Here is a 20,419-nt window from a genome sequence, read left to right as displayed (position 1 = left end):
CCGTGACTTTTCCAGATAGTAAAACGGGAAGGAAGCAACCGCTTCCTTCCCGTTTTACTGATGGATTATATTTGAGTTTTTAATCCATATTCTTCCTTTGCTTTATTTGATACCCAAAGCTTCTTTAGCTGTGGTGTTTTCAGGATCTATATCTAAAAGTTTTTTCCAGTAGATGTTCCCATCAGCCTTGTTGCCTTTAGTATAATAGTATGCGCCCAGATAGTAGTAGGCCGCCTTTAAATAAGCATCATCATTAGAGCCTTTAGTAGTATGGCTTTCGACGATACTGATCAGTTGCTCATAGAACGGTTTAGCCTGTCCTTTTTTGAAGTCAGGATCCATGTTACTGTTGATGGTAGCACGCATATACGTGGCATAAGCATCATATTCGGGGAATTTTGAGGCGATGTCAATATATACTGAGTCAGCCTTTTCCAGATACTTTGTCTTGTCCGCTGCATTTGTGGCTTTATTGGCAGCACCGGAGTAGAATTTCTGCTAATGACATATAGTCGTTGGCTGTACTGTTCTCTTTTCCTTTGATGTAGGTGTTGTATTCCGTCAAGGCATCTTCAGTGTCATTTTCACTGCTGTAGGCATCAGATAAGAATTTATGTATATCATTGTCTTGCGGGTTCATCTGGAAAGCTTGTTTGTACATTTCTATAGCCTTCTCATAGTTTTTGGCGCCTAAGTAAGCATGACCCGCATTGAGGTAATCCCTTTCTATGAATTTGGCACTGTCTGAAGCGGTAAACAGTTTTTCCGCATAGTCTGTTGCAGTAGTGTAATCTTTTGCTGCCAGTGCATTATAGAAGGTCAGTCGGTTAAATACCGGATCTCTGGGGAAACGGTCGTTGCCATATTTTGAGATGGACAGACTCTTTGCCGTATTTCCGGTGAAATAACTTGCCAGGGCATACTCTTTCAGCCTGTCCTCGTTCAGTTGTGATGAGTCTGCCTTGCTGTAGTATAAGACCGCCTTATCGAATTTCCGGGCGGTATACATAAAGTGTGCGGCCTCAGATTCAACCGGATAATTAGGCAAGATTGTTTTCAACTCTTCCAGAGACTGGACAGCTTCCTCCGGGCTTCTGCCACGGTACACGCTGGCGTATCTGATGTAACCTTTCGGGTTCTTCGGATCCATTGTCTTAGCATTCTGATACCACATGGCTGCAGCACCTCCATCGTCTTTCAGCACGGCGATGTCACCTAACAGACAGTAAGCATTCCCGCAATGTTTATCCTTTGAGATGGCCATTTGGGCATATTTCGCCGCGCTGGCTGTATCCTGGACATTCAGATAGGCTTCTCCAAGTCCTACTAAGGCATCTGGATTTTTCTTGTTGTTTTTTACGAATTCTTTCACCTGGTCTTTAATTGCCTCCAGATTGTTCTTGTTGGCGGTGATTGCCTTGGCAATGTTCTCGACTTCAGAATTAGTTTGTTGGTTTTCCTGTGCTGTTGCACTTGAGCCTGCACCTATTAAGAGAAGTGCGGCCATGACTAAATATTTGATTGTTTTCATAATCGTACCTTTTGTTTGCTAAACTTTTTACCTTTACCTATTATCTTTCCTGTTTTTTTATCTTGTTATTTTCAATTACTGCTGACATTTACATCTCTGACGGTGATATCTCCATTGAAAGGAAGTAAGCCGGTCTTGTAGATGATCATCTGCCCTTTAGGTGATTCGATGAAATGTGCAAATCCCCATGGCAACGCATTGATGGGATCGTTTAGAAGAGCATAAATCGTTCTGATAAGAGGGTAGTTCCCGTTATACAAGTAATATTGATAAGGTTTCCAACTGTTATAAGGCGTGGCCTTTGCCATCCTGCTTACGGAGACTACGGTTATATTCTTTTTGAAGGTTGTGTTGGTCGTATCACCTTCATCATTCAGCCAGTTGGAACCAATGATGCCTATTGCACCGGGTGTCTTCTGGACATAATCGACAACTTGTCTACTGCTCTTTGCGGCCATAATATCCTTACTCTTAAACGGTTTCCCTTTCAGGAGTGAGTCAACGCACCAGTTGACAGCGCTTGAACCGTTTCTGTCAAACACGACCTGGATAATACCCTTCCTGGAATTCGGGTTGATTTGTTTCCATGAGTTGATCTTTCCCGTCAGGATAGACTTAACCTGGTTTACGGTCAGACAGGTATCTGTATTTTCGCGATTCACGATGAGTGCCAATCCATCGTATGCCAACTTGATAGCCTGTGGCATAAACTTTCTGGATCTCAGATTGGCATATTCTTTCTTTGAGAAATCCCGTGAGGTGATCACCAGGTAGATTTTGCCTTTCATCAATTCATTCACTGCATCCGTTTCATCCGTATAGATCGGTTTGATCTTCGCTTTGGGATAGATGCTCTCGAATACTTCTCTCTCTTCTTCTACTATGGGGCTAAAACTCTCGTCAGAAGCAATGCTGATCACTCCTGAGGAATAGGTATCTGTTCTACCGTCTTTACGCTTATGTGGTCCGCATGAGGCAATTACCATTAATAAGCCGAGCAGTAATAGTACATTTGCAAATCTTTTGTATAAATTCTTTTTCATTTGCTTCCTTAAACTGTTTTTTACTGTTTTATATTTACTTTTAAATGGTGATCCTTCTTCATACCTATCTGCGCCATTATCTGGATTAGACATACCTTAAGGTTCCCGTCTTATCAGTCTGCTGCCAGGCTGTTGGATGCTTATCAGAATGTTTGGGATAATGATTTGATGACTGTCTGGGTGTAACTGATGTTCTGATGACCAGTAAAAGGGTCTTCCTTTTGGCTCAAAGAGTTAAAAAAAACTACGTTTGTGTATGATTGTTAAACGGTACCCTTAAAACTATTTGTCGTCCTTGCGCCCTGAAGTCCCCTATTGGGGCACAAAGCACAAGGACGACTCTTCGTTATCCTGCCGACAGGGCAGGATGAGTAGTTCTCATTTGCTTATTGCAGTCTGAACGATACAGGTACGTCGTATTTCACACGAACAGCCTGACCGTTCTGCTTTCCTGGATTCCACCGTGGCATGCTGCGTACAACTCTTGCTGCCTCACGATCAAGTGAAGGGTCAACAGATTTGACAACCTGCACATCCGTGATGGATCCATCTCTTTCTACAACGAACGAGATAACGACACGTCCTTGAACACCATTCTCCTGAGCTACAACCGGGTATTTCACATTGCTGTTCAGATAAGCCATCAAAGCTGAGTTACCACCAGGGAATGATGGCATTTGCTCTACAACATCGAATACCTTGTTTTCAACTTCAGCACTGGCCGTCTTGGTAGGAGCAGGTGCTGCCGGCTGGGCAATTTCCTGTTCAGCCTTCAAAACCGTTCCCTGGTCACTGTTTCCTTTAACATCGAATGCGCCAATGGCAGTTTTCGTGTTGTTCAAGTCTTCCTGAGAGACGATTTCCTTCTTTACTTCATTATCCTTCTTGATCACAGGAGCTGTGAACTTGATGGAGCTCTTAACCTGCTTGACAACCTCTTTCTTCTCTTGCTTGATTACGGTTCTCTTTTCAACGACAGCCTTTTTCTTTTGCTTGGCAAGTTCCGAAAGTTCAACGCTTGTAGTGACTGCCACCTTTTGCTGGTTAGCTTTCACTATAGCTTGAATTCCAAGAATAGATGCAATGATGGCAGCAGCAATGAGCATGATAATGATGGACATGGTATTTCTCTTGGAAATAGAGGTACGGAGTTTGTAAGCTCCGTAGGCTTTATTTCTACCTTCGAAAATCATGTTAACCCATTTTGGGTCGTATAGATCAATTTTTGACATTGTTCTTTACTTTTAATAATTATTCATTGATTGACCTTACTTGATTCCCTTCAGCTTGACTAAGCTTTTGTCATCAGGACTGATTTTATCAATGACATATTTGCCAATACTGCATATCTGCATCTCATCGAGTACGTCAACCAAATTCTTATAAGAACAAGTTATCAATGGTTTGATAACGACTGTCAGGGTAGGGATTGGAGCATTGTTATTGCCATTCACGAAACCATCCTTCAGTTTGTTCAATTGTTTTTGGTAAACGCTGTCCGGCCAGGCCGTAGGATTCTTCAGTTTCTCAGCGTCCAGTTTTTGCTTAGCCAGCATAATCTGGGCAACAGGGTCTGTTCCATCTTCAGTGCGGTGATTGATCAGCACTTTGCGGATTCCATTCTTGCCATAGGTCGTTTGTTTCAGCCAGCCAGGGTTAGTATACTGAGGCAGCCCCTCGCCATAATAGATTTTATTGTTAGCACCAATAAAAATCGTGATGGTCTGAGAAGCCTTTGTCTCTGACTGGTCATTCTTATTTACATTCTTGTCATTACTAGGCATCGTCAATTGCATCGTCTGAGGCTTGCTCAGTGTGGTGCACAGCATGAAGAATGTGATCAGAAGCATCATCATATCCACCATAGGCGTGAAGTCCACGCGGGTAGACATTTTCTTTTGTTTACTTAGAATCTTCTTTGGCATTCTTTAGTCCTCCAACTTCTTATACGATGTAATCAAATAATAGCGGTTTTCATTCATGTCCCGAAGTTCATCCATGATCTTTTTGATGATGACATAAGGAGTATTCTGGTCTGCCTTGATCGCCAATTTAAGGTCCGGGTTGACATTCTTTGCTTCGGTAATCCATTGCTGGAATTCACTTGGACCGCCTTTGATACTATCTGTCGGAATACCTAATTTTCCGATTTCCTGACTCATTCCTGATGGTGTAAGATTCAGATAATCACTTAATTTGTCCAGTGGAGCACCGAACATAGCGTCATTATCGAACTTCTTGACCTGTTGCTTTGTAAGAGAGATACCGTTATTGGCGGTCACTGCACTCAGCGTGCCCTCCAAGTCGGTGGTCTTGTCCATACTCATGAATATCTTGCCGTTTTTGCCGACAAGAATATTCAGGACATCCTTCTGTGGCACCTTTATCTCTGACACGGATCCTGGCGTGTTTACCTTCACTGGCTCATTCTTAACGAATGTAGAAGTCATCATGAAGAAGGTAAGCAGAAGGACCATCACATCAGACATAGGAGTCATATCGATCCAGACATCCGACTTCTTAATTTTTACTTTACCCATAGTTACTGAATATTAAAGGGTTAGCAAAAATTAAGCCTCTTCTGTGTGGTTAGCTTCGTATGTCTGAGCAATTGTATAACCTACTTCGTCAAGTGCAAATGTTAATTTATCAATTTTGTTGGTATAGTAGTTGTAAGAAACCACAGCACACCAAGAAGTAGCAATACCGGAAGCGGTATTTACCAAAGCCTCTGAAATAGAAGTTGAAAGTTGCAGTGAGTCACCACCACCACCTGTTGCCAAAGCGGCGAATGCTCGAATCATACCGGTTACGGTTCCCAGCAGTCCGGTCAACGTACCCAGTGTTACAATAGTTGCGATGATAGGAAGGTTCTGTGTCAGGGTAGGCATCTCAAGTTGAGTAGCTTCCTCATGAGCCTGTTGGATTCTGGCTACTTTCTGCTCTTTTTTCAGAGATTTGTTAGCACCGTTGTCCATATCCTGATAAGCTACCAGGGAAGCGGATACAACATTTGCTACTGAACCCTTTTGCTTGTCGCAGAGTTGCTGAGCTTTTGTAAAGTCGTTGGCCTTTATAGCATTTTCAATGCTCGTAACGAATTTTGGCAGTGATCCCTTGCCGAAAGCGGTACGGAGTGCCAACCAGCGCTCAATGGAAAGAGCGATGACAGTCAGCAGCAAAGTGAAGATGACAGGAACAAGAACACCACCCTTGTGGATCGTTCCCCAGATGTTACCATTCAGAACTGCTCCGTCAGGATCGCCATTGACAAAGTGTGAAGGTGAACCCAGGAAGAAATGATAGAAACAGCAAGCAATAATGAAGCATACAACGATGACCCAAAATGCTGCACGGATACCTGTGAAGCCCTCTGATTTTTTCTTAGGGCTGGCTGTTTGTTTTGTAGTTGCCATAATTTTGAATTTTAATTTTTTAGTTATTAATAATTTTAATTGTTTAAATAGCGATTTAACGTTAAGCTTGTTTTGTTCAAAGTTTACTTTTATAGACTTTGAATTCCACTCGTTTCGTGCTCGCAAAGATACGAATTAATACACGATTACGATGCGAATTAAGAAGTTTTAACGGGCTAATGGCTAAAATATTCTTTTTTCGTTCAAGCTGTTGAATTCTCTGACTCGTTTTATTTTAGTTTAGCCAAAGCCTCCCGGATTCTTTTCATTGCTTCTTTGATGTTATCGTCACTTGTGGCATAGCTGATACGGAAACCGTCAGGATCTCCGAAAGCGTCTCCGCCGACTGTTGCGACGTGAGCAATTTCCAAGAGGTATAATGAGAAATCTGTAGAATTCTTGATGATCCGGTTACCGTCACTCTTTCCGAAGTAACTGCTGCATTTCGGGAATACGTAGAAGGCACCCTCCGGGAGGTTTACTTCCAGTCCGGGAATACCTTTAAGCAACTGGAGAATGAGATCGCGTCTGCGTTCAAAAGCCTTTCGGTAGTCTTCGACGTTCTGCTGGTCCCCCTTATAAGCTTCGATGGCAGCCTGCTGGCTGATCGAATTGGCTCCACTGGTATATTGCCCCTGGAGTTTGTTGCATCCTTTGACGATCCATTCCGGTGCTGCCATCCATCCCAGGCGCCAGCCTGTCATGGCGTAGGCTTTTGAGATGCCGTTACAGATGATGGTGCGTTCTTTCATTCCCGGGAACTGGGCGATGCTGTTATTTTGTCCGGTATAGTTGATATGTTCGTAGATTTCGTCTGAAAGGACGAACAGATCAGCATGCTTCCTGACGACATCCGCAAGGGCTTCCAGTTCTTTTTTTGAATAGACACTGCCAGACGGATTGCTTGGAGAACAGAGGATCAGCATCCTGGTCTTCGGAGAGATGGCTGCTTCCAGTTGCTCCGGATGTATTTTGAAATCTTGTTCGAAACTGCCTTTGAGAATAACCGGAACACCTCCGGCAAGTTTTACCATTTGGGGATAGCTTACCCAGTAAGGAGCAGGTATAATAACTTCGTCACCTGCATTGATCAAAGCCAGGATCGTGTTACAGACAGCCTGTTTTCCTCCTGTAGAAACCATTACCTCGTTTTCCGTGTAATCGAGGTGGTTCTCCTTCTTCAGTTTGTTGACAATAGCTTTTCTCAGTTCCAGATAGCCCGGGACAGGAGAATACTTGGAATAGTTTTCATCAATAGCTTTTTTACCAGCTTCCTTGATATGCTCCGGCGTGTTGAAATCCGGTTCACCAACGCTCATATTGATGACGTCAATACCTTGAGCTTTCATTTCCCTGCTTTTTTGCGACATAGCCAAAGTGGCTGATGGAGCAAGCCTGTTAAGACGATTAGATAATTGTACCATAATGATGCTGAATCCTATTGATTAAACTTTCTTACAAAAGTAAGCATTTTATTCATTATAACGAAAAAAACATTGCATTATTTCATCATAATTTGTAATTTTATTAAAATCGTAACATATAAACATGTCATAGAGCAGGTTTTGCAAATGATCCGTAGGCAAGTCCGCATGGCTGAATGGACTGTATATAACTGAAAACAGCCGGTATCTGCAATCGGTGAGGGCAGGTACAGGCTGTTTTATTATACGACAATTTCAAGTGTCGTAGTGAGGGTGAGACTGGTCAGAAATGGAGCGTATGGCCCATTCGGTCACGTTTAGTCTTCAGGTATTTCTCGTCATATTGATTAGGAGTAACCTCAATCGGCACGTTTTCAACAATTTCGAGTCCGTATGCTTCCAGTCCCACTCGTTTCGTGGGGTTATTGGTCAGCAGCCGCATCTTATGTACGCCCAGGTATCTGAGCATCTGGGCACCACAGCCATAATCCCGGACGTCAGGTTTGAAGCCCAGGTGAATATTGGCATCTACGGTATCCAGTCCTTTTTCCTGGAGTTTGTAAGCAGCAATCTTGTTCATCAGTCCTATGCCACGGCCTTCCTGTTGCATATAGATGATGACGCCTTTGCCCTCTTTGTCGATCATCTGCATGGATTTATGGAGCTGTTCGCCACAGTCACAGCGCAGGCTTCCCAGGATGTCCCCTGTGGCGCACGAAGAATGGACACGGACCAGTATCGGTTCGTCTTCTGTCCAGGACCCTTTGATCAGGGCCATGTGTTCCAGGCCATTGCTGGTCTGCCGGAAAGGAATCAGATGGAAATGTCCGTATTTGGTAGGCAAGTCTACTTCTTCACCGACCTCGATGCTTGATTCCCGTTTCAGACGGTAGGCGATTAAATCCGCTATTGAAATGATTTTCAATCCCCATGCTTTTGCCTTTTCCTCCAGTTGGGGCAGACGGGCCATGGTGCCATCATCGTTCATGATTTCCATCAAGGCAGCTGCAGGGAAGAGACCGGAGAGTTTGCACAGGTCTATGGCCGCTTCAGTATGTCCGCTGCGGCGGAGGACACCGTTGTCCTGGGCGTAGAGCGGGTTGATATGTCCGGGCCGGCCGAAGGTCTCCGGCGTACTGCCCGGATCTGCCAGGGCTTTGATGGTGGCCGCTCTGTCATGGGCAGATACTCCCGTTGTACAACCTTTGAGTTTATCTACGGTAATCGTAAAAGGAGTGCCCAGGGCGGACGTGTTTTCCTCGACCTGATGGGGGAGGTCCAACTCGTCAGCGCGGGATATTGTGATCGGGGCACAGAGGACACCTCTGGCATTCTGCAGCATGAAGTTCACCTTTTCCGGTGTAATGGCCTCACCAGCAATAATCATATCTCCTTCATTTTCCCGGTCTTTATCGTCAACAACAATAACAAACTTGCCTTCTTTGAAATCCTCAATGGCTTCCGGTATACTACTTAGTTTGAATTCTTCCATATTGAAAAGTTGTGATAGAGGTGGGGGAAGCCCCCATCCCATGATTATACAATTGAATGGCTTCGTCTATCTATAAAGCAGAGGCTTTTTTATTCGTCCGTTCCTGAGACTTGCCGCCATTCCATGAAGGGGTTGGGATTTTAGACGGATTCTTGCTCCTTCCTGTAAGCTTTCAGGTCAGCAATAGAGATGATTTTCATTTTCCAGTCTTTTGCTTTCTGGTCAAGTTGCGGCAACCGGGCCATGGTGCCATCCGTATTCATGATCTCCATCAATGCGGCTGCCGGATAGAGACCAGCAAGTCGGCAGAGGTCTATGGCTGCCTCCGTATGTCCATTTCGGTCAAGTACTCCATTGTTCTGTGCGTAGAGCGGGTTGATATGTCCAGGCCGGCCGAAGGTCTGTGGAGTGGATGCCGGATCGGCTAAAGCTTTTATGGTTGCTGCCCGGTCATGTGCCGATACCCCGGTAGTGCATCCTTTGAGTTTGTCTACGGTGATTGTAAAAGGAGTGCCCAGTGCCGAAGTGTTGTTTTCTACCTGGTGTGGCAGTTTTAATTCTTCAGCACGTTGGAGTGTAACGGGTGCACAGAGGACGCCTCGGGCGTTCTTCAGCATAAAATTGACTTTTTCCGGTGTGATTGTCTGCGCCGGTGTGATCAGGTCGCCCTCGTTTTCCCGATTGGCATCATCTACGACGATGACGAATTTACCCTCTTTGAAATCGTTTACTGCATCCTTGATGCTATTCAGTTTAAAATGATCCATATCTAAAAAATATCTAGAAAGAGCCTACCCCTTATCATCCGGGGTAAAGCCTTTATTTAAATTTGAGACTTGTCATGCTTTATACTTCGCCCTCAGGATCTGGGGCAGTCTCTTTGGCAGTCTCTATTGTGATGATCTCCTTCTCTATGTTCCTGTTTATTGACTGGATGGTTTTCAAATCATTCATGAGCCGCAGGCGGAATCTCCACATGCGGAAATACAGGAAAAGTCCCGCAGGGAGGAAAATCCCCGCCAGAACATTCATCCATAAATGCTCGAACGGCCGGGTATGTGCCTTTACAGACAGCACCGGATAATGGTTCAACTCTGTCAGTATGACATTATCTCTTGTGTTGGACAAGTCTTCAATCGTCTGTTCAAGTTGTTCGTTGACTTTCTCTATAGTATGATCCGTATGGTATTTGAAAAATACTTTGATCGGATTCGGCGCACGCCGCAGATGCTGCCTTTTATCATATACGGAAATGATCTGGCTGATCTGATTTAACACCTTGGAATCCTGGCGGTAGTCAGGATCCTGAATGATTACTTCCTTGCCGGAGACCTCGCGTTTGACGCGGAGGCCCAGGATCTTTCTGAACAGATCCCTGTACAAGTCTAAGTTGAAGACTACTGAGTCATTGTTAGCCTTGTAGGTGACAAATATGGCAATTGGTATCAGGACAGCCGGAGCGAGGGCCTTGCCGAACCACACCGACCAGATTCCCTGCCGGGCCATCCGATAGCCGGTATTATCCAGGATGTAATAGAAGATGAAAACGAAGACGGAGACGATTACAGGTACTCCGAGTCCGCCTTTGCGGATGATCGCTCCCAAAGGTGCTCCGATAAAGAAGAAGATGAGGCAGGTCAGTGCCAGCGTAAACTTATTGATGGATTCTATCTCATGCAGGCGGATGATCTTGTCTCCGTCCGATGTGATCATACTCTTGAATTCCAGATCATTCATGTCGTTCTGGACTTTGCCCATGGCGTTATTGATGACGGACTGTTTCTGGGGAGGGGTCAACTTGTTATACAGGCTGTCTATGTTGACCGTCTTGGATAAGGCTTCCCGGGTGGCCTGTGTTGAATCCCGCCTGTCAAGGTGCGGAATACTGTAGTACATCATCCGGGCGTCCCGGTAATAAGAAGTTCCGACACTATCGTAGACGTGGTTCAGGGAGTCGATGTCATTATGGATCTGTGACAAACTCTTTCCCTGTGCATTGTTAGACAGGGAGGAGGCGTCAGTCATGTTGAAGTTGCCATTAAAGTCGATGATGATTTTCTTGGCAATAAAACTCTCGCGGCGATAAGGGACGGCTGCACTGTTCTGTAGTTCTGATTCTTGCATGTTCTCAAACCATTCCCCGCTCCACAGACTTAAGACCAGATGTTTCTTCTCCGCCGTTGATTGGATCATGCCGGAATCGGCCAGGATGATGGCGGCATCTTCGTAGCTGTCTGTCATCCGGTAGATCATCACACCGTAGAGTTTACCCGTCTTTACATTCTTTTTCTGTACGTAGATATTGCATTGAGGGATACCATCGTAGAATACTCCTTCAGGAATCTCCAGTTCCGGACTCTTCTGTTTCATGGAAATCAGCAGTTGCATGATCTTCATGTTGGCATGCGGACCGATATAGTTCTGAAAATAGAAAGAACCACACATAATGATGGAAGTAACAACGATGAGGCCCTTGAAAGCCTGGAGCAAGGAGATGCCTGAAGCCTTGATAGCTGTAAGCTCTGAGGACTCACCTAAGTTCCCAAAGGTAATCAGTGAAGATAGAAGTATTGCTAATGGTAAGGCCTGAGGAACAAGCATCATCCCCATATACCAGAAAAACTGCGCCATGATATCTAGCGTCAGACCCTTCCCGATGAGATCGTCAATGTATCTCCACAGGAACTGCATCATCAGTACAAACTGACAGATGAAGAATGTCCCTAAGAAAAGGAGTCCGAACTGGCGGATAATGAATATATCAAGTTTCTTGATTCGAGGCATAATTGAGTTTCGTAGAATCATCTGTTTCGTCCTCAAATTTAAACCAGTTGGCTTATTCTAATCTTTAAATGATTTGTGCCTTTTATCGAGGACGGAGGATAATATCAGTTTGCAAAAGTAATACAAAATTATCAGAAACTTGTTCTTTTGCTATTTTTTTTTTTTAGAAAACTTCTTAATAGTTACAGGTGTCAAAGGTTTTTATTTCATCGGTTTTTTCGATCAACTTATCCTGATAATTTCTTAATTTCTGAAATTACTTTTGATATGTTTAAACTTTTCAATCCTTTGGGGATCAACTTTTGATCTTGTTTTTTTCTTGCTGAGGAACTAAAAAGTTGATGATTCTTTTGTGAATTTGAAAAAATGTGTTATCTTTGCACCCGCAAAAGCTATAAGTCAGTTGTGAAATCAATAGATTTTGCATATACTTGTAGTTGATGGCGGGATAGCTCAGCTGGTTAGAGCGTCGGATTCATAATCCGGAGGTCGTGGGATCGTGGCCCACCCCCGCTACAAATAACAGCCCGTAACTACTTGATTTATACGTGATTACATTTTGTCAAGTTGTAGAAAAGTTGTAGGTTTCAACAGGAAGTTACTTTTTTCTCTCTTTTGGAGGTAATTGCCTACAGGGTTGAGGCCTATCTAAAAGTAGGAAACTTTAGTAATTTTATTGTCGTTGATTCCACTCACTAATGAAATACTTTCTTGCAAGGATCTTGGCCAAACTCCTTTTTTTATCTTCGTTATTCAGATTGAGATAGCGTTGCTGGTCAGTTGGTGAAAGTTCTTTATAGGAATATGTGTTGTTATTAATGATAGCTTTGATTCCCCAGTGGTTATCGACTTGCTCCACAATAGTTGCCTGATTAACAATCATATTACTGTCTGGATATTTTTGTATGGAAGGAAATTCGGCAAAAAACCTTAGTAAAGAGACCGTTTCATCCTTCAACTTAGTCTTGGCAAATATTTTTTCCTTTCCATCAACTAGTTCACCGATATTACTCATTATTTCCTTGCTAGAGAAATTTTGAATAGTATAATAGGAATATAAATTAAAAGAAATTAAAGAAAAACGGAAAGATAAAATTTAACAAAGATAAATTTTGGGTATTGATTCCGTGATTTTCAACATCCTCACGATAGATGACAATGAGGTTTGAAGACAGGATTCTTTGCCTGATGAGGCTGAAATCTGATAGTGCGGTTAAATAGGGTTCGCTGAATTATCGCTATCAAATAGCAGCGAGAACGGGAGTTTTCTCAGCCACCAGGCTTTGATTTCTAAAGATCCCGGTATTTTCCGGGATTATTTTGATGATTTCCATCATTTCAATAAGGGCATAAAGAAGTTCCCTGACACACCTCAAATGACGTTCCAAGTTCAGTTGCCACACAGTCCTTTATTTTTTGATCGAGTTCTTCTATCGCTTCATCAGACTTGATAAAATCGTTTTTGATATTATATGCACTGATAATCTTTTGTCTGAAATTATAAGCTTTATGGTTGTCTATCGTTTTGCTTTTCCGGGCCTTTTCTATTTGGTCTAAGGCTTCTAATTCTCCACCTAGTTCCTGAGATAGAATGAGGATGTATGCCCGGCGAAAATCATTAATGGTTCTTATACTATTCAAGTCTAGACATATATCATTAATTTTGTGAATCTTATTGTAGTGATCAGCCCATAATTTCACGAGAGAGCTATAAAATTCTTTATCATACAAAAGACCGGCCGTAACTTTCTTTTTAAATATGTGACTTAGATTAGGTTTGATTCTTAGTTCAATTCTTAACAGGTTCTTTCCTGTATATTTTTCCGGTATTCTGTTATTTTCATTTTTGTATTCTTCTAACTTGTCGTAAAGAACAAAATCCACATCAGTTTGATGATAATAAAGGCCGTGAGATTGACTTAGTCGTTTTGTCCGGCTTGATGTTCCTAGATGTGATAAATAGAATTCGACAGGGTGTCGGACAATAATGTTCAGTCCTATATCTATACGTGAAACTATTGCTTTATCCATAGGAAGATTCAAAATTTTAGATAATTTTTCTATCCCTTCTTTTATATCTTTCAATGTCGTTTTCTGGAGATTATCACCCTTCAGCCATTTACAAAAGCTTCTGCTATTAATATACATCCTGTTTGGACTGAGAGTTACATTCAAGTATCCTATATGACCATGATAAATAGTCCGTACACCGTAATCCTCATGACAAAATTCTTTTCTACTTGGATTTATGATTGGGATTAACCGTTTGAATTCATCTTCCTGCTTTAAATCATAGTATAAATTGATTGTATCATACATAATGTAAAATATTTTGATTTTTTTTAAAATTGCCCTGATCCATTCTGAATCAGACTTTGATTTGAGAATGTGATCTCTAGGTTATTCTGAATGACCTCAAGCTGTCCGGCGTGTAGCGCTTTCCGGGTTCTGGCATTCCTACCTGTTACAATCGTATTGTTTCTTGTTTTCCTTTTTCCTTTCATTTATATTTTTTATTTATCCTCCTATTCTTTTTTTACTTCTTTCTTTCTTTCTTTCTAAAATTATACTCTCTAAAAACTTTTTTACTTCAAAAAACAAGAAAAAAATTTCATGGAATTATACAAAGGCGGTTCATTTAAATCTATCAATTCGAGGAAATTCTGTCACTCAATAAAATATTCATTTGAAAATTAGGAGCCCTACTCTAATATTAAGATATAAGTTATTCCTTAATTTGTAATATTTTACAGTATAAGCTGTTCCTTAATTATAAATATGAACATGGAACTATAGATATTGCAGTATAGGTTCTTCCTTAATTATGAATATAGAACTATAGATATGAAACCCATTTCTAATCTGGTAATTTGTTCTCTGATTATTAGTTATTTCTATCAGGTTACCTGTCCAGAATTTGCACTACATTAAATCAGAATACAAATACTAAACCGGTTTCATAACGGAACCATAATTTCTAATGGAGTAATCTATGGAAATCTACATTCTTGTTTCATATAACATCTGGTCAAAGCCGATTACCTATGCTGATTAATCAATCAATGTTTCTGGAAGCTATACTCCGGGATTTAAACAATTCATTTCCGAATCACGTAAATAAGGTTCATGAAAACTGAACTACCGGATAGAAAACTATTTATGACCCGGAAATTCATTTCATACGGTATTCCAATATCAAATTCTTTCACATGGTATGTGAATGTGCAGTTGATATCTGTATCTTCTGCCGGACATTTCTGATAATATTGGATGCAGACTTCAATCCGGTATGGAATGACTATGAGTTAGAATCATTGTACCTGTCCGACCGCTGTAGAGTATGGGAAACCTATACAAACATAATGGTCCGGACAGGTATAATTAGGTCTCCATGTTATGCGTGGACTACTATTGCTGTATCTTTCATATCTGGTTTTTCATGGACTTCGACTGAATATATGGTGTCAGGCCTACGCTTTAGGTTCCTTCATGCTAATGTCATTACTTCAAAGTTCGTGTATATAAAAGAGGTGTGATACCGTGTTGACTCACAAATATTTCTTCCAAAGTGTCTCGTCTCGGTTGTTGCAGAACTACGATAGCCATTTCGATAGCGGATTATCTCGTAACAATCAATACTTCTTTTGCAAGGCTTTATGCAAAAGAAGATCGGAGTAACCAAGTACGAATTCACCCACGAAATCAAAAATGGAGCTGCCTTGAGGTATACCAATGTTGCGTCCCTGTTGAAATGCCCTGAGATACTTTATGATGTTCCCTGCCATTTCATTATTGTCATTGGCAGCAAATTGCGTTCCCTTGCGTGATAATGGCCAATCAATACTTTGTGGATTGATGCTTTCGTAACACTTAGTGATGTCTGCAACGAACATGTATCTATATTCCAAAGATAATTCAGGAGAGCGTTGTTTCATGGCATTTCACCAATTCAAGATGGTTGTAGAATGGTTCTATCTACAACCTCGATTCATTGAAGTTTGTCTATCAACTGTTCTTTGACAAGCTTATAAGCCTCGTTCGGGTCGTAGATGAGTTCCGGACGGAGGAGATTCACCGTATCTCCAAGGAACTCAACATCCTGCATCTTCAACTCCATATTATTGATAAACTGTTTACGTGTAGGAGGTTTCTCTACAACGAATGCCATATACTTCTTGTAGCACTGCACAATCTCGCCTGCATTGCATTCTCCATGGGCGAGTGCGATATAGAGGTCGAAGAGGTCACGTCCTTTCTTGCGCTGGTAGAGTGCACGGAGTTTTGTTCCCAACAGTTCATTATACTGATAGGTAGCGAGATCAGCTTTTCCGCTAAACCAGCTATTCTTCACCTCGAAAGGGTGTTTCACCAGTCCAAGCACGTTGAAATGCTCAAAACAGTTAATTTCTACTTTCAGGCGGATCTGCACCGTAGGTGGAATTTCCGACTTCATGCGAAACAGCATCGTATTGTTATATCGCTTTTGCTTGGTGACACGGTCTGGAAGAAAATCCAACACTTTTCCCAGTCTGAACATGATGTCCTTGATGGGGCCGGGATTTATCTGTACCATGTCTATATCCTCGGAGTAACGAGGTTGTGGTGACAGATATAGCTTATGTAAGGCCGTGCCACCACGAAACGCCAATTGCGACGCAAGGAACTCGTTACTGAATATAGCAATCAAGGCCCGGCAGATAATCAAGTCCTGTTCTACTTGTGCATTATCTGTCCATGGAACGAATTCGCTCCACTGGGTTAAAGCTTGCTCGGTTTATCATATATCGTCTGTTTCTATTTCACAGTTTATTTTTATTTTCCACTTTTGGTCACGTTCAACATTAGCTATATCACTTTCTTTATTGAGATCAGTATATAGCATTTTTCTACCGGAAGCCTTGATGCGTTCATAGATTACATCTGCTTTCTCCTGCTCAAAAAGCACGTGCTCTAAGATATATCCCAATCTCTGTAAAGTGGCTAAGGTGGTATATTTACATAGTTTGTCGGTGAATTTATTCATATCCATCACTTCACACAACTCTTCAAGAATGGTCGCAGCTCGTGATAAGCCGCCAATGTTTTGGGAATACTGTACAAGGTCTAGCGCAGTAAGCTCCGCCGAAGAATATTTCACTATGCCAGTCTCTGTGTTCCTGGTCAGCAAAAAATCCTCTTCTATCTCACGACGATATGTCCAAGATAATAAGGGATTCTTTTTAGCAGAAATCCTTGGTTGTGGCAGCAATGTCGTTATAGAGAATGTTTGTGGCCGTTGATGTGCCGCTCCTAAAAGCTCGGCCGCATTTAACAGGCTTACATAATACGGTTTGCCCAAATAGTTCATCAACTGGTCGACATAATAGAGAGGTGGAACAGCACCTCGCAGCACATAGTGCGCCGGGATAATGACATAAAATCCCCGGTATACAGCCGCAATCCTAGTCTTCTTTACAAGATTGTTCAACTCCGTTTGAATGTATTGGGAGGGCATAGACACAAAACTCCTCTTCACATCCTCAACGGAGAATGTGGAGAATCCATGAATTGTTTTGTCATATACCCAACTGCTGATAGTCATCAGGAATACTTTTTCTGCAAAGGTATGGTGTTTTTTATTATTTATGCAATAAAACCATCCTTTTTGTTCAGCATCCTACAATATTTAACACAAATATGCTTGTTAGGACGTGTTTTTCCAATTATGTGTGGCATAATAATGTGATATAGTGTTATAGAAAGCATTTGCCGTATTGTATAATTGTCTTCAATTTCTGTTTGAGGTATTGAAGTGCATTTTCAAGGACTCAGGACTGCCGGATAATCTATGACTTTTTCTGTCTGGAAGTTTTGTCCGATCATGATCCTTATATCCTTCAGTTTCCTGATCCCTTCCGGATTTTTTCGGCAATTTTCGCTGAAAAAAAGATCATTATCAATTTTTATTGAAATTTTCCCCTGTTTTTTGCAGTAAAAAAACTTTTAGAGAGTATAATTTTAGAAAGAGAGAGAAAAAAGAAGAATTGGAGGATAAATAAGAAAATATAAATGAAAGGAAAAAGGAAAATAAGGAACAATGTGATTGTAACAGGCGGAGATGCCGGAATCCGGAAAGTCCTGTCTGCTGGATGTTTGGATCAATTCGGGATGAGGAGATTCAATTCTCAAACCACGGTCTGGTTCAGAGTGAATCAGAACTATGGAAAATCAAAATATATCTTTTTATATTAATATGTTGAAAATCAATTTATTCTTGCCTCAGACACTTTGTGAGGATAAGCACCTATGCGGGAAAGAACTTTATAAGGAAGTTATAAAAATGGAAGCTGGCATTGTTCCGAAAGAAGTCAGGTACAGTCATTTTCGTGACAAGGAAATGGTGGAAGGGGACGCCGGCATAACGATTCCAAATTTGGATTTTTCTGAATGTCAGCGTGGCAACAGTCTGCCGGGCTTGTTGAACTTAAAAAAGAATATTAAAGAGTCTGTAAGTACATTATCAGCAGAGCTGGGCCTTCCCATTTCTCGGGCAAGCATTACAGGCATTAATTTCGGATATGATTTTATAATGCAAAATCCGGTGCAAAACTATTTCAGCTTCCTGGAATCCCTCGATAATGCAAACAGAATTATTTCGCCGGATAAACTTCAGTATGAAATCGGCAAGGTCAAGGAGCTGTTTTTTTATGAACCTCCAAAATCAGAGAAACAAAAGGAAAGACCTGAAATCAGTCGGAAAACGCCGGTGTTAAGGTATGAAATACAATATAAAAGAGGTTTTTCCTATTCAAAGCAACCCATGAATATTTTAGTTGAAGACTTGTATAATGGTTCAGTGCTGGATTCTTTATTATGCGAGTGGTATTCCTACTATTGTAGGATTAAGAAAAATGATCATAAAGTTCTAAATTTTAAAAAGGTAAAGACCACACGGGATCTTTATCAGGCAGGGAAGTCCTGTTTCCTGTTTGCCAATGGCGGGACTGATAAAACAATGGAACTGTTCGATAAGTGTTTCAGGAATGGCAGTCGGACACCTAAGCAAAGATTCGACTTAAAGAAGGAAATTAATAAAGCCTGCAGCGGCCCGGAAAATTATTTGATTGATAATGAATTAGTCAGAGAACTTGACGGTCTGGTAAAAGCTGTATATGAGAAAGAAAAACAGGTAAGTGCCGGTTCCTTTCCTGATAGTTTATCGGCATGATTATCCCAGAGTGGAAATATTTGTTCTTTATGGTCGTTTAATCTTTGATATACTGCTTTGTTTCCTGAAAATCCGCAAACAGGACAAACCTGTTTTAGAAAAGCGCCTGATTCTTACTATTATGGATGAGCGTATGGATCCCGTTGGAAATTCAGATCTTATACCGGATATTTGTGGAATCGCTGGATTCCCTCTCGGGGGACTTTATGCTTTGTGACGGAGGAGGGGCTGTGAAAAAAGCAGGATAAATATCAGTGGTTTATATAGGTGGCGTGACCGGAGATGATCGTGATCGGGTATAACTCTTTCCAGCAGGTCCGTCTTAATAAAACCGTATCTTATGTAAATATAACTTTGAACAAAAAATCGAATAATAAATAAAGAAGAACAATTAAGAGCATGACGACATTAAGAGTAAAATTCAGGCTTTCAACAATTCCAGACAAGGAAGGAACACTTTATTATCAGGTAATTCATCACAGAGCCGTACGGTGGATAAGTTCCGGTTATCATCTCTTCCGCCAGGAGTGGAATGAGAAAGAAGGGTCGGTTATCCTTCCCAAAGACCAGGCACACGAGGACAGAAAGATCCGCCTGCAACTTATTCAGTCTAAACTCAATGGGGAAATCAGACAGATGAAGACCATCGTCCAGCAAAAAGACAAATCAAATACCTCATATACCATCGATGACTTAATAGAAACCTTTAAACAATTACCACCTTGCCAAAGCGTCTTTAGTTTTATTCAAACTCAGATCGTAAAGAAGTCACAAATGAAGCGCATCGGCACCACCAAGACTTACACGGATGCCCTGCGACGTTTCAGGGAGTTCCGTGAGGGAGAGGACCTGGACTTCGAGTCTATGACGACCGACTTGATGGAGCGCTATGAAGCCTGGCTGATTGACCGGGGACTGAAACGGAACTCCATCGCCTACTACCTGCGGACGCTCCGTACGTTCTACAATAGAGCCGTGGAGGCCGGGCTCACGGATGACCGGGATATTTTCCGGCATGTGCATACTTCATACGGCAAGACCACCAAACGGGCCATTTCCGTCAGTGATATCCGTGCCATCGAGCGTATTGATCTGCGGGAGGACTCACCGCTGGTCTTTGCCCGTGACCTGTTCATGTTCAGTTTCTATATGCGTGGTATGCCGTTTGTGGACATGGCCTTCCTCAGGAAGAGTGATCTCAAACGTGGTATGGTCACTTACTGCCGCAAGAAAACCAACCAGTCCCTGACCATTGCCTGGGAGAAGCCCATGCAGGACATCGTCGACCGCTATGCCGGTCAGACACGGAATACACCGTTTATGCTTCCCATCCTGAAGCAGGACAATGATACAGCTTACAGGAGGTACCGGCAGGTGGAGCAGACAGTCAACCGTAACCTGAAGAAAATAGGGGACCGGATCGGACTGAGGATCCCGCTTACTACTTACGTGGCCCGTCATTCCTGGGCCAGCATCGCTCGCAACATGGACGTTTCCATTGCCGTGATCAGCGAGGGCATGG

16 protein-coding genes, 1 tRNA gene and 2 pseudogenes are annotated in these 20,419 nt (G+C 42.1%); 3 read left to right on the top strand and 16 right to left on the bottom strand.

Annotated elements, in window-relative coordinates:
* Positions 1–102: 102 nt before the first annotated feature.
* The 11 genes and pseudogenes from ACYRYG_RS11435 to ACYRYG_RS11385 all read right to left on the bottom strand — a co-directional run bounded on the left by ACYRYG_RS11435 (position 103) and on the right by ACYRYG_RS11385 (position 11,690).
* The gene (locus tag ACYRYG_RS11435; protein ID WP_460198214.1) at positions 103–366 is read right to left on the bottom strand and encodes a hypothetical protein; all 264 of its coding nucleotides are present in this window, start codon (positions 364–366) and stop codon (positions 103–105) included.
* A gap of 103 nt (positions 367–469) precedes the next feature.
* Positions 470–1,531: a tetratricopeptide repeat protein gene (locus ACYRYG_RS11430; RefSeq protein WP_460198212.1), complete on the bottom strand. Its 1,062-nt coding sequence runs from the start codon at positions 1,529–1,531 to the stop codon at positions 470–472.
* A gap of 71 nt (positions 1,532–1,602) precedes the next feature.
* On the bottom strand, positions 1,603–2,574 hold the full coding sequence (locus ACYRYG_RS11425) for a PstS family phosphate ABC transporter substrate-binding protein (RefSeq protein ID WP_293419654.1): 972 nt from the start codon (positions 2,572–2,574) through the stop codon (positions 1,603–1,605).
* 386 nt (positions 2,575–2,960) lie between these two features.
* On the bottom strand, positions 2,961–3,806 hold the full coding sequence (locus tag ACYRYG_RS11420; protein WP_293419651.1) for an energy transducer TonB: 846 nt from the start codon (positions 3,804–3,806) through the stop codon (positions 2,961–2,963).
* A gap of 36 nt (positions 3,807–3,842) precedes the next feature.
* A complete protein-coding gene (locus tag ACYRYG_RS11415; protein WP_293419648.1) occupies positions 3,843–4,499 on the bottom strand; it encodes an ExbD/TolR family protein in 657 nt (218 codons plus the stop codon).
* Between the two features lie 3 nt (positions 4,500–4,502).
* Complete coding sequence (locus ACYRYG_RS11410) at positions 4,503–5,114, bottom strand: ExbD/TolR family protein (RefSeq protein WP_293419644.1); 612 nt, start codon at positions 5,112–5,114, stop codon at positions 4,503–4,505.
* A 30-nt stretch (positions 5,115–5,144) separates the two neighbouring features.
* Positions 5,145–5,990 carry a MotA/TolQ/ExbB proton channel family protein gene (locus ACYRYG_RS11405; protein WP_293419641.1) on the bottom strand — a complete coding sequence of 282 codons (846 nt, stop codon included), beginning with the start codon at positions 5,988–5,990 and terminating at the stop codon, positions 5,145–5,147.
* Positions 5,991–6,220: 230 nt separating this feature from the next.
* Positions 6,221–7,414 (bottom strand): pyridoxal phosphate-dependent aminotransferase, encoded by a 1,194-nt coding sequence (locus tag ACYRYG_RS11400; RefSeq protein WP_293419638.1) that lies wholly within the window; start codon positions 7,412–7,414, stop codon positions 6,221–6,223.
* Positions 7,415–7,697: 283 nt separating this feature from the next.
* Entirely contained in the window at positions 7,698–8,906 is a 1,209-nt protein-coding gene (locus tag ACYRYG_RS11395; RefSeq protein WP_293419635.1) for a bifunctional 3,4-dihydroxy-2-butanone-4-phosphate synthase/GTP cyclohydrolase II, read from the bottom strand.
* Between the two features lie 146 nt (positions 8,907–9,052).
* A pseudogene (ribB, locus tag ACYRYG_RS11390) lies at positions 9,053–9,673 on the bottom strand (3,4-dihydroxy-2-butanone-4-phosphate synthase); the annotation flags it as partial.
* A gap of 79 nt (positions 9,674–9,752) precedes the next feature.
* Complete coding sequence (locus ACYRYG_RS11385; RefSeq protein ID WP_293432128.1) at positions 9,753–11,690, bottom strand: LptF/LptG family permease; 1,938 nt, start codon at positions 11,688–11,690, stop codon at positions 9,753–9,755.
* A gap of 442 nt (positions 11,691–12,132) precedes the next feature.
* On the opposite strand from ACYRYG_RS11385, the gene ACYRYG_RS11380 reads away from it, so the two are divergent.
* Positions 12,133–12,206 (top strand) — tRNA-Met (locus ACYRYG_RS11380).
* Positions 12,207–12,363: 157 nt separating this feature from the next.
* Here the strand turns inward: ACYRYG_RS11380 and ACYRYG_RS11375 are convergent.
* From ACYRYG_RS11375 to ACYRYG_RS11355, 5 genes and pseudogenes are all read right to left on the bottom strand, one after another.
* A complete protein-coding gene (locus tag ACYRYG_RS11375; protein ID WP_293432131.1) occupies positions 12,364–12,705 on the bottom strand; it encodes a hypothetical protein in 342 nt (113 codons plus the stop codon).
* A 323-nt stretch (positions 12,706–13,028) separates the two neighbouring features.
* On the bottom strand, positions 13,029–14,009 hold the full coding sequence (locus ACYRYG_RS11370) for a phage/plasmid replication domain-containing protein (protein ID WP_460198211.1): 981 nt from the start codon (positions 14,007–14,009) through the stop codon (positions 13,029–13,031).
* A 1,313-nt stretch (positions 14,010–15,322) separates the two neighbouring features.
* Positions 15,323–15,625 carry an RNA-dependent RNA polymerase family protein gene (locus ACYRYG_RS11365; protein WP_460198210.1) on the bottom strand — a complete coding sequence of 101 codons (303 nt, stop codon included), beginning with the start codon at positions 15,623–15,625 and terminating at the stop codon, positions 15,323–15,325.
* A gap of 53 nt (positions 15,626–15,678) precedes the next feature.
* Positions 15,679–16,471: pseudogene (locus ACYRYG_RS11360) on the bottom strand (nucleotidyl transferase AbiEii/AbiGii toxin family protein).
* The gene (locus tag ACYRYG_RS11355; RefSeq protein WP_460198209.1) at positions 16,468–17,271 is read right to left on the bottom strand and encodes a type IV toxin-antitoxin system AbiEi family antitoxin domain-containing protein; all 804 of its coding nucleotides are present in this window, start codon (positions 17,269–17,271) and stop codon (positions 16,468–16,470) included. Before ACYRYG_RS11355 ends, ACYRYG_RS11360 begins: the two are co-directional and overlap by 4 nt.
* 651 nt (positions 17,272–17,922) lie before the next feature.
* On the opposite strand from ACYRYG_RS11355, the gene ACYRYG_RS11350 reads away from it, so the two are divergent.
* Together ACYRYG_RS11350 and ACYRYG_RS11345 are read left to right on the top strand one after the other, a co-directional pair.
* A complete protein-coding gene (locus ACYRYG_RS11350) occupies positions 17,923–18,897 on the top strand; it encodes a hypothetical protein (protein WP_460198208.1) in 975 nt (324 codons plus the stop codon).
* Between the two features lie 399 nt (positions 18,898–19,296).
* The coding region (locus tag ACYRYG_RS11345; protein ID WP_460198207.1) for a tyrosine-type recombinase/integrase at positions 19,297–20,419 on the top strand (1,123 nt) is incomplete at its 3' end.

The sequence above is a fragment of the Segatella asaccharophila genome (assembly GCF_054687055.1).
The sequence above is the reverse complement of the archived record's forward strand: the minus strand, read 5'-3'. Positions and strand labels throughout refer to the sequence as shown.

What these genes read in the sequence shown, in the direction of transcription:
- ACYRYG_RS11435 (WP_460198214.1), bottom strand. Translation starts at nt 366, where the DNA reads ATGCGTGCTACCATCAACAGTAACATGGATCCTGACTTCAAAAAAGGA.
- ACYRYG_RS11430 (WP_460198212.1), bottom strand. Translation starts at nt 1,531, where the DNA reads ATGAAAACAATCAAATATTTAGTCATGGCCGCACTTCTCTTAATAGGT.
- ACYRYG_RS11425 (WP_293419654.1), bottom strand. Translation starts at nt 2,574, where the DNA reads ATGAAAAAGAATTTATACAAAAGATTTGCAAATGTACTATTACTGCTC.
- ACYRYG_RS11420 (WP_293419651.1), bottom strand. Translation starts at nt 3,806, where the DNA reads ATGTCAAAAATTGATCTATACGACCCAAAATGGGTTAACATGATTTTC.
- ACYRYG_RS11415 (WP_293419648.1), bottom strand. Translation starts at nt 4,499, where the DNA reads ATGCCAAAGAAGATTCTAAGTAAACAAAAGAAAATGTCTACCCGCGTG.
- ACYRYG_RS11410 (WP_293419644.1), bottom strand. Translation starts at nt 5,114, where the DNA reads ATGGGTAAAGTAAAAATTAAGAAGTCGGATGTCTGGATCGATATGACT.
- ACYRYG_RS11405 (WP_293419641.1), bottom strand. Translation starts at nt 5,990, where the DNA reads ATGGCAACTACAAAACAAACAGCCAGCCCTAAGAAAAAATCAGAGGGC.
- ACYRYG_RS11400 (WP_293419638.1), bottom strand. Translation starts at nt 7,414, where the DNA reads ATGGTACAATTATCTAATCGTCTTAACAGGCTTGCTCCATCAGCCACT.
- ACYRYG_RS11395 (WP_293419635.1), bottom strand. Translation starts at nt 8,906, where the DNA reads ATGGAAGAATTCAAACTAAGTAGTATACCGGAAGCCATTGAGGATTTC.
- ACYRYG_RS11385 (WP_293432128.1), bottom strand. Translation starts at nt 11,690, where the DNA reads ATGCCTCGAATCAAGAAACTTGATATATTCATTATCCGCCAGTTCGGA.
- ACYRYG_RS11375 (WP_293432131.1), bottom strand. Translation starts at nt 12,705, where the DNA reads ATGAGTAATATCGGTGAACTAGTTGATGGAAAGGAAAAAATATTTGCC.
- ACYRYG_RS11370 (WP_460198211.1), bottom strand. Translation starts at nt 14,009, where the DNA reads ATGTATGATACAATCAATTTATACTATGATTTAAAGCAGGAAGATGAA.
- ACYRYG_RS11365 (WP_460198210.1), bottom strand. Translation starts at nt 15,625, where the DNA reads ATGAAACAACGCTCTCCTGAATTATCTTTGGAATATAGATACATGTTC.
- ACYRYG_RS11355 (WP_460198209.1), bottom strand. Translation starts at nt 17,271, where the DNA reads ATGACTATCAGCAGTTGGGTATATGACAAAACAATTCATGGATTCTCC.
- ACYRYG_RS11350 (WP_460198208.1), top strand. Translation starts at nt 17,923, where the DNA reads ATGTTGAAAATCAATTTATTCTTGCCTCAGACACTTTGTGAGGATAAG.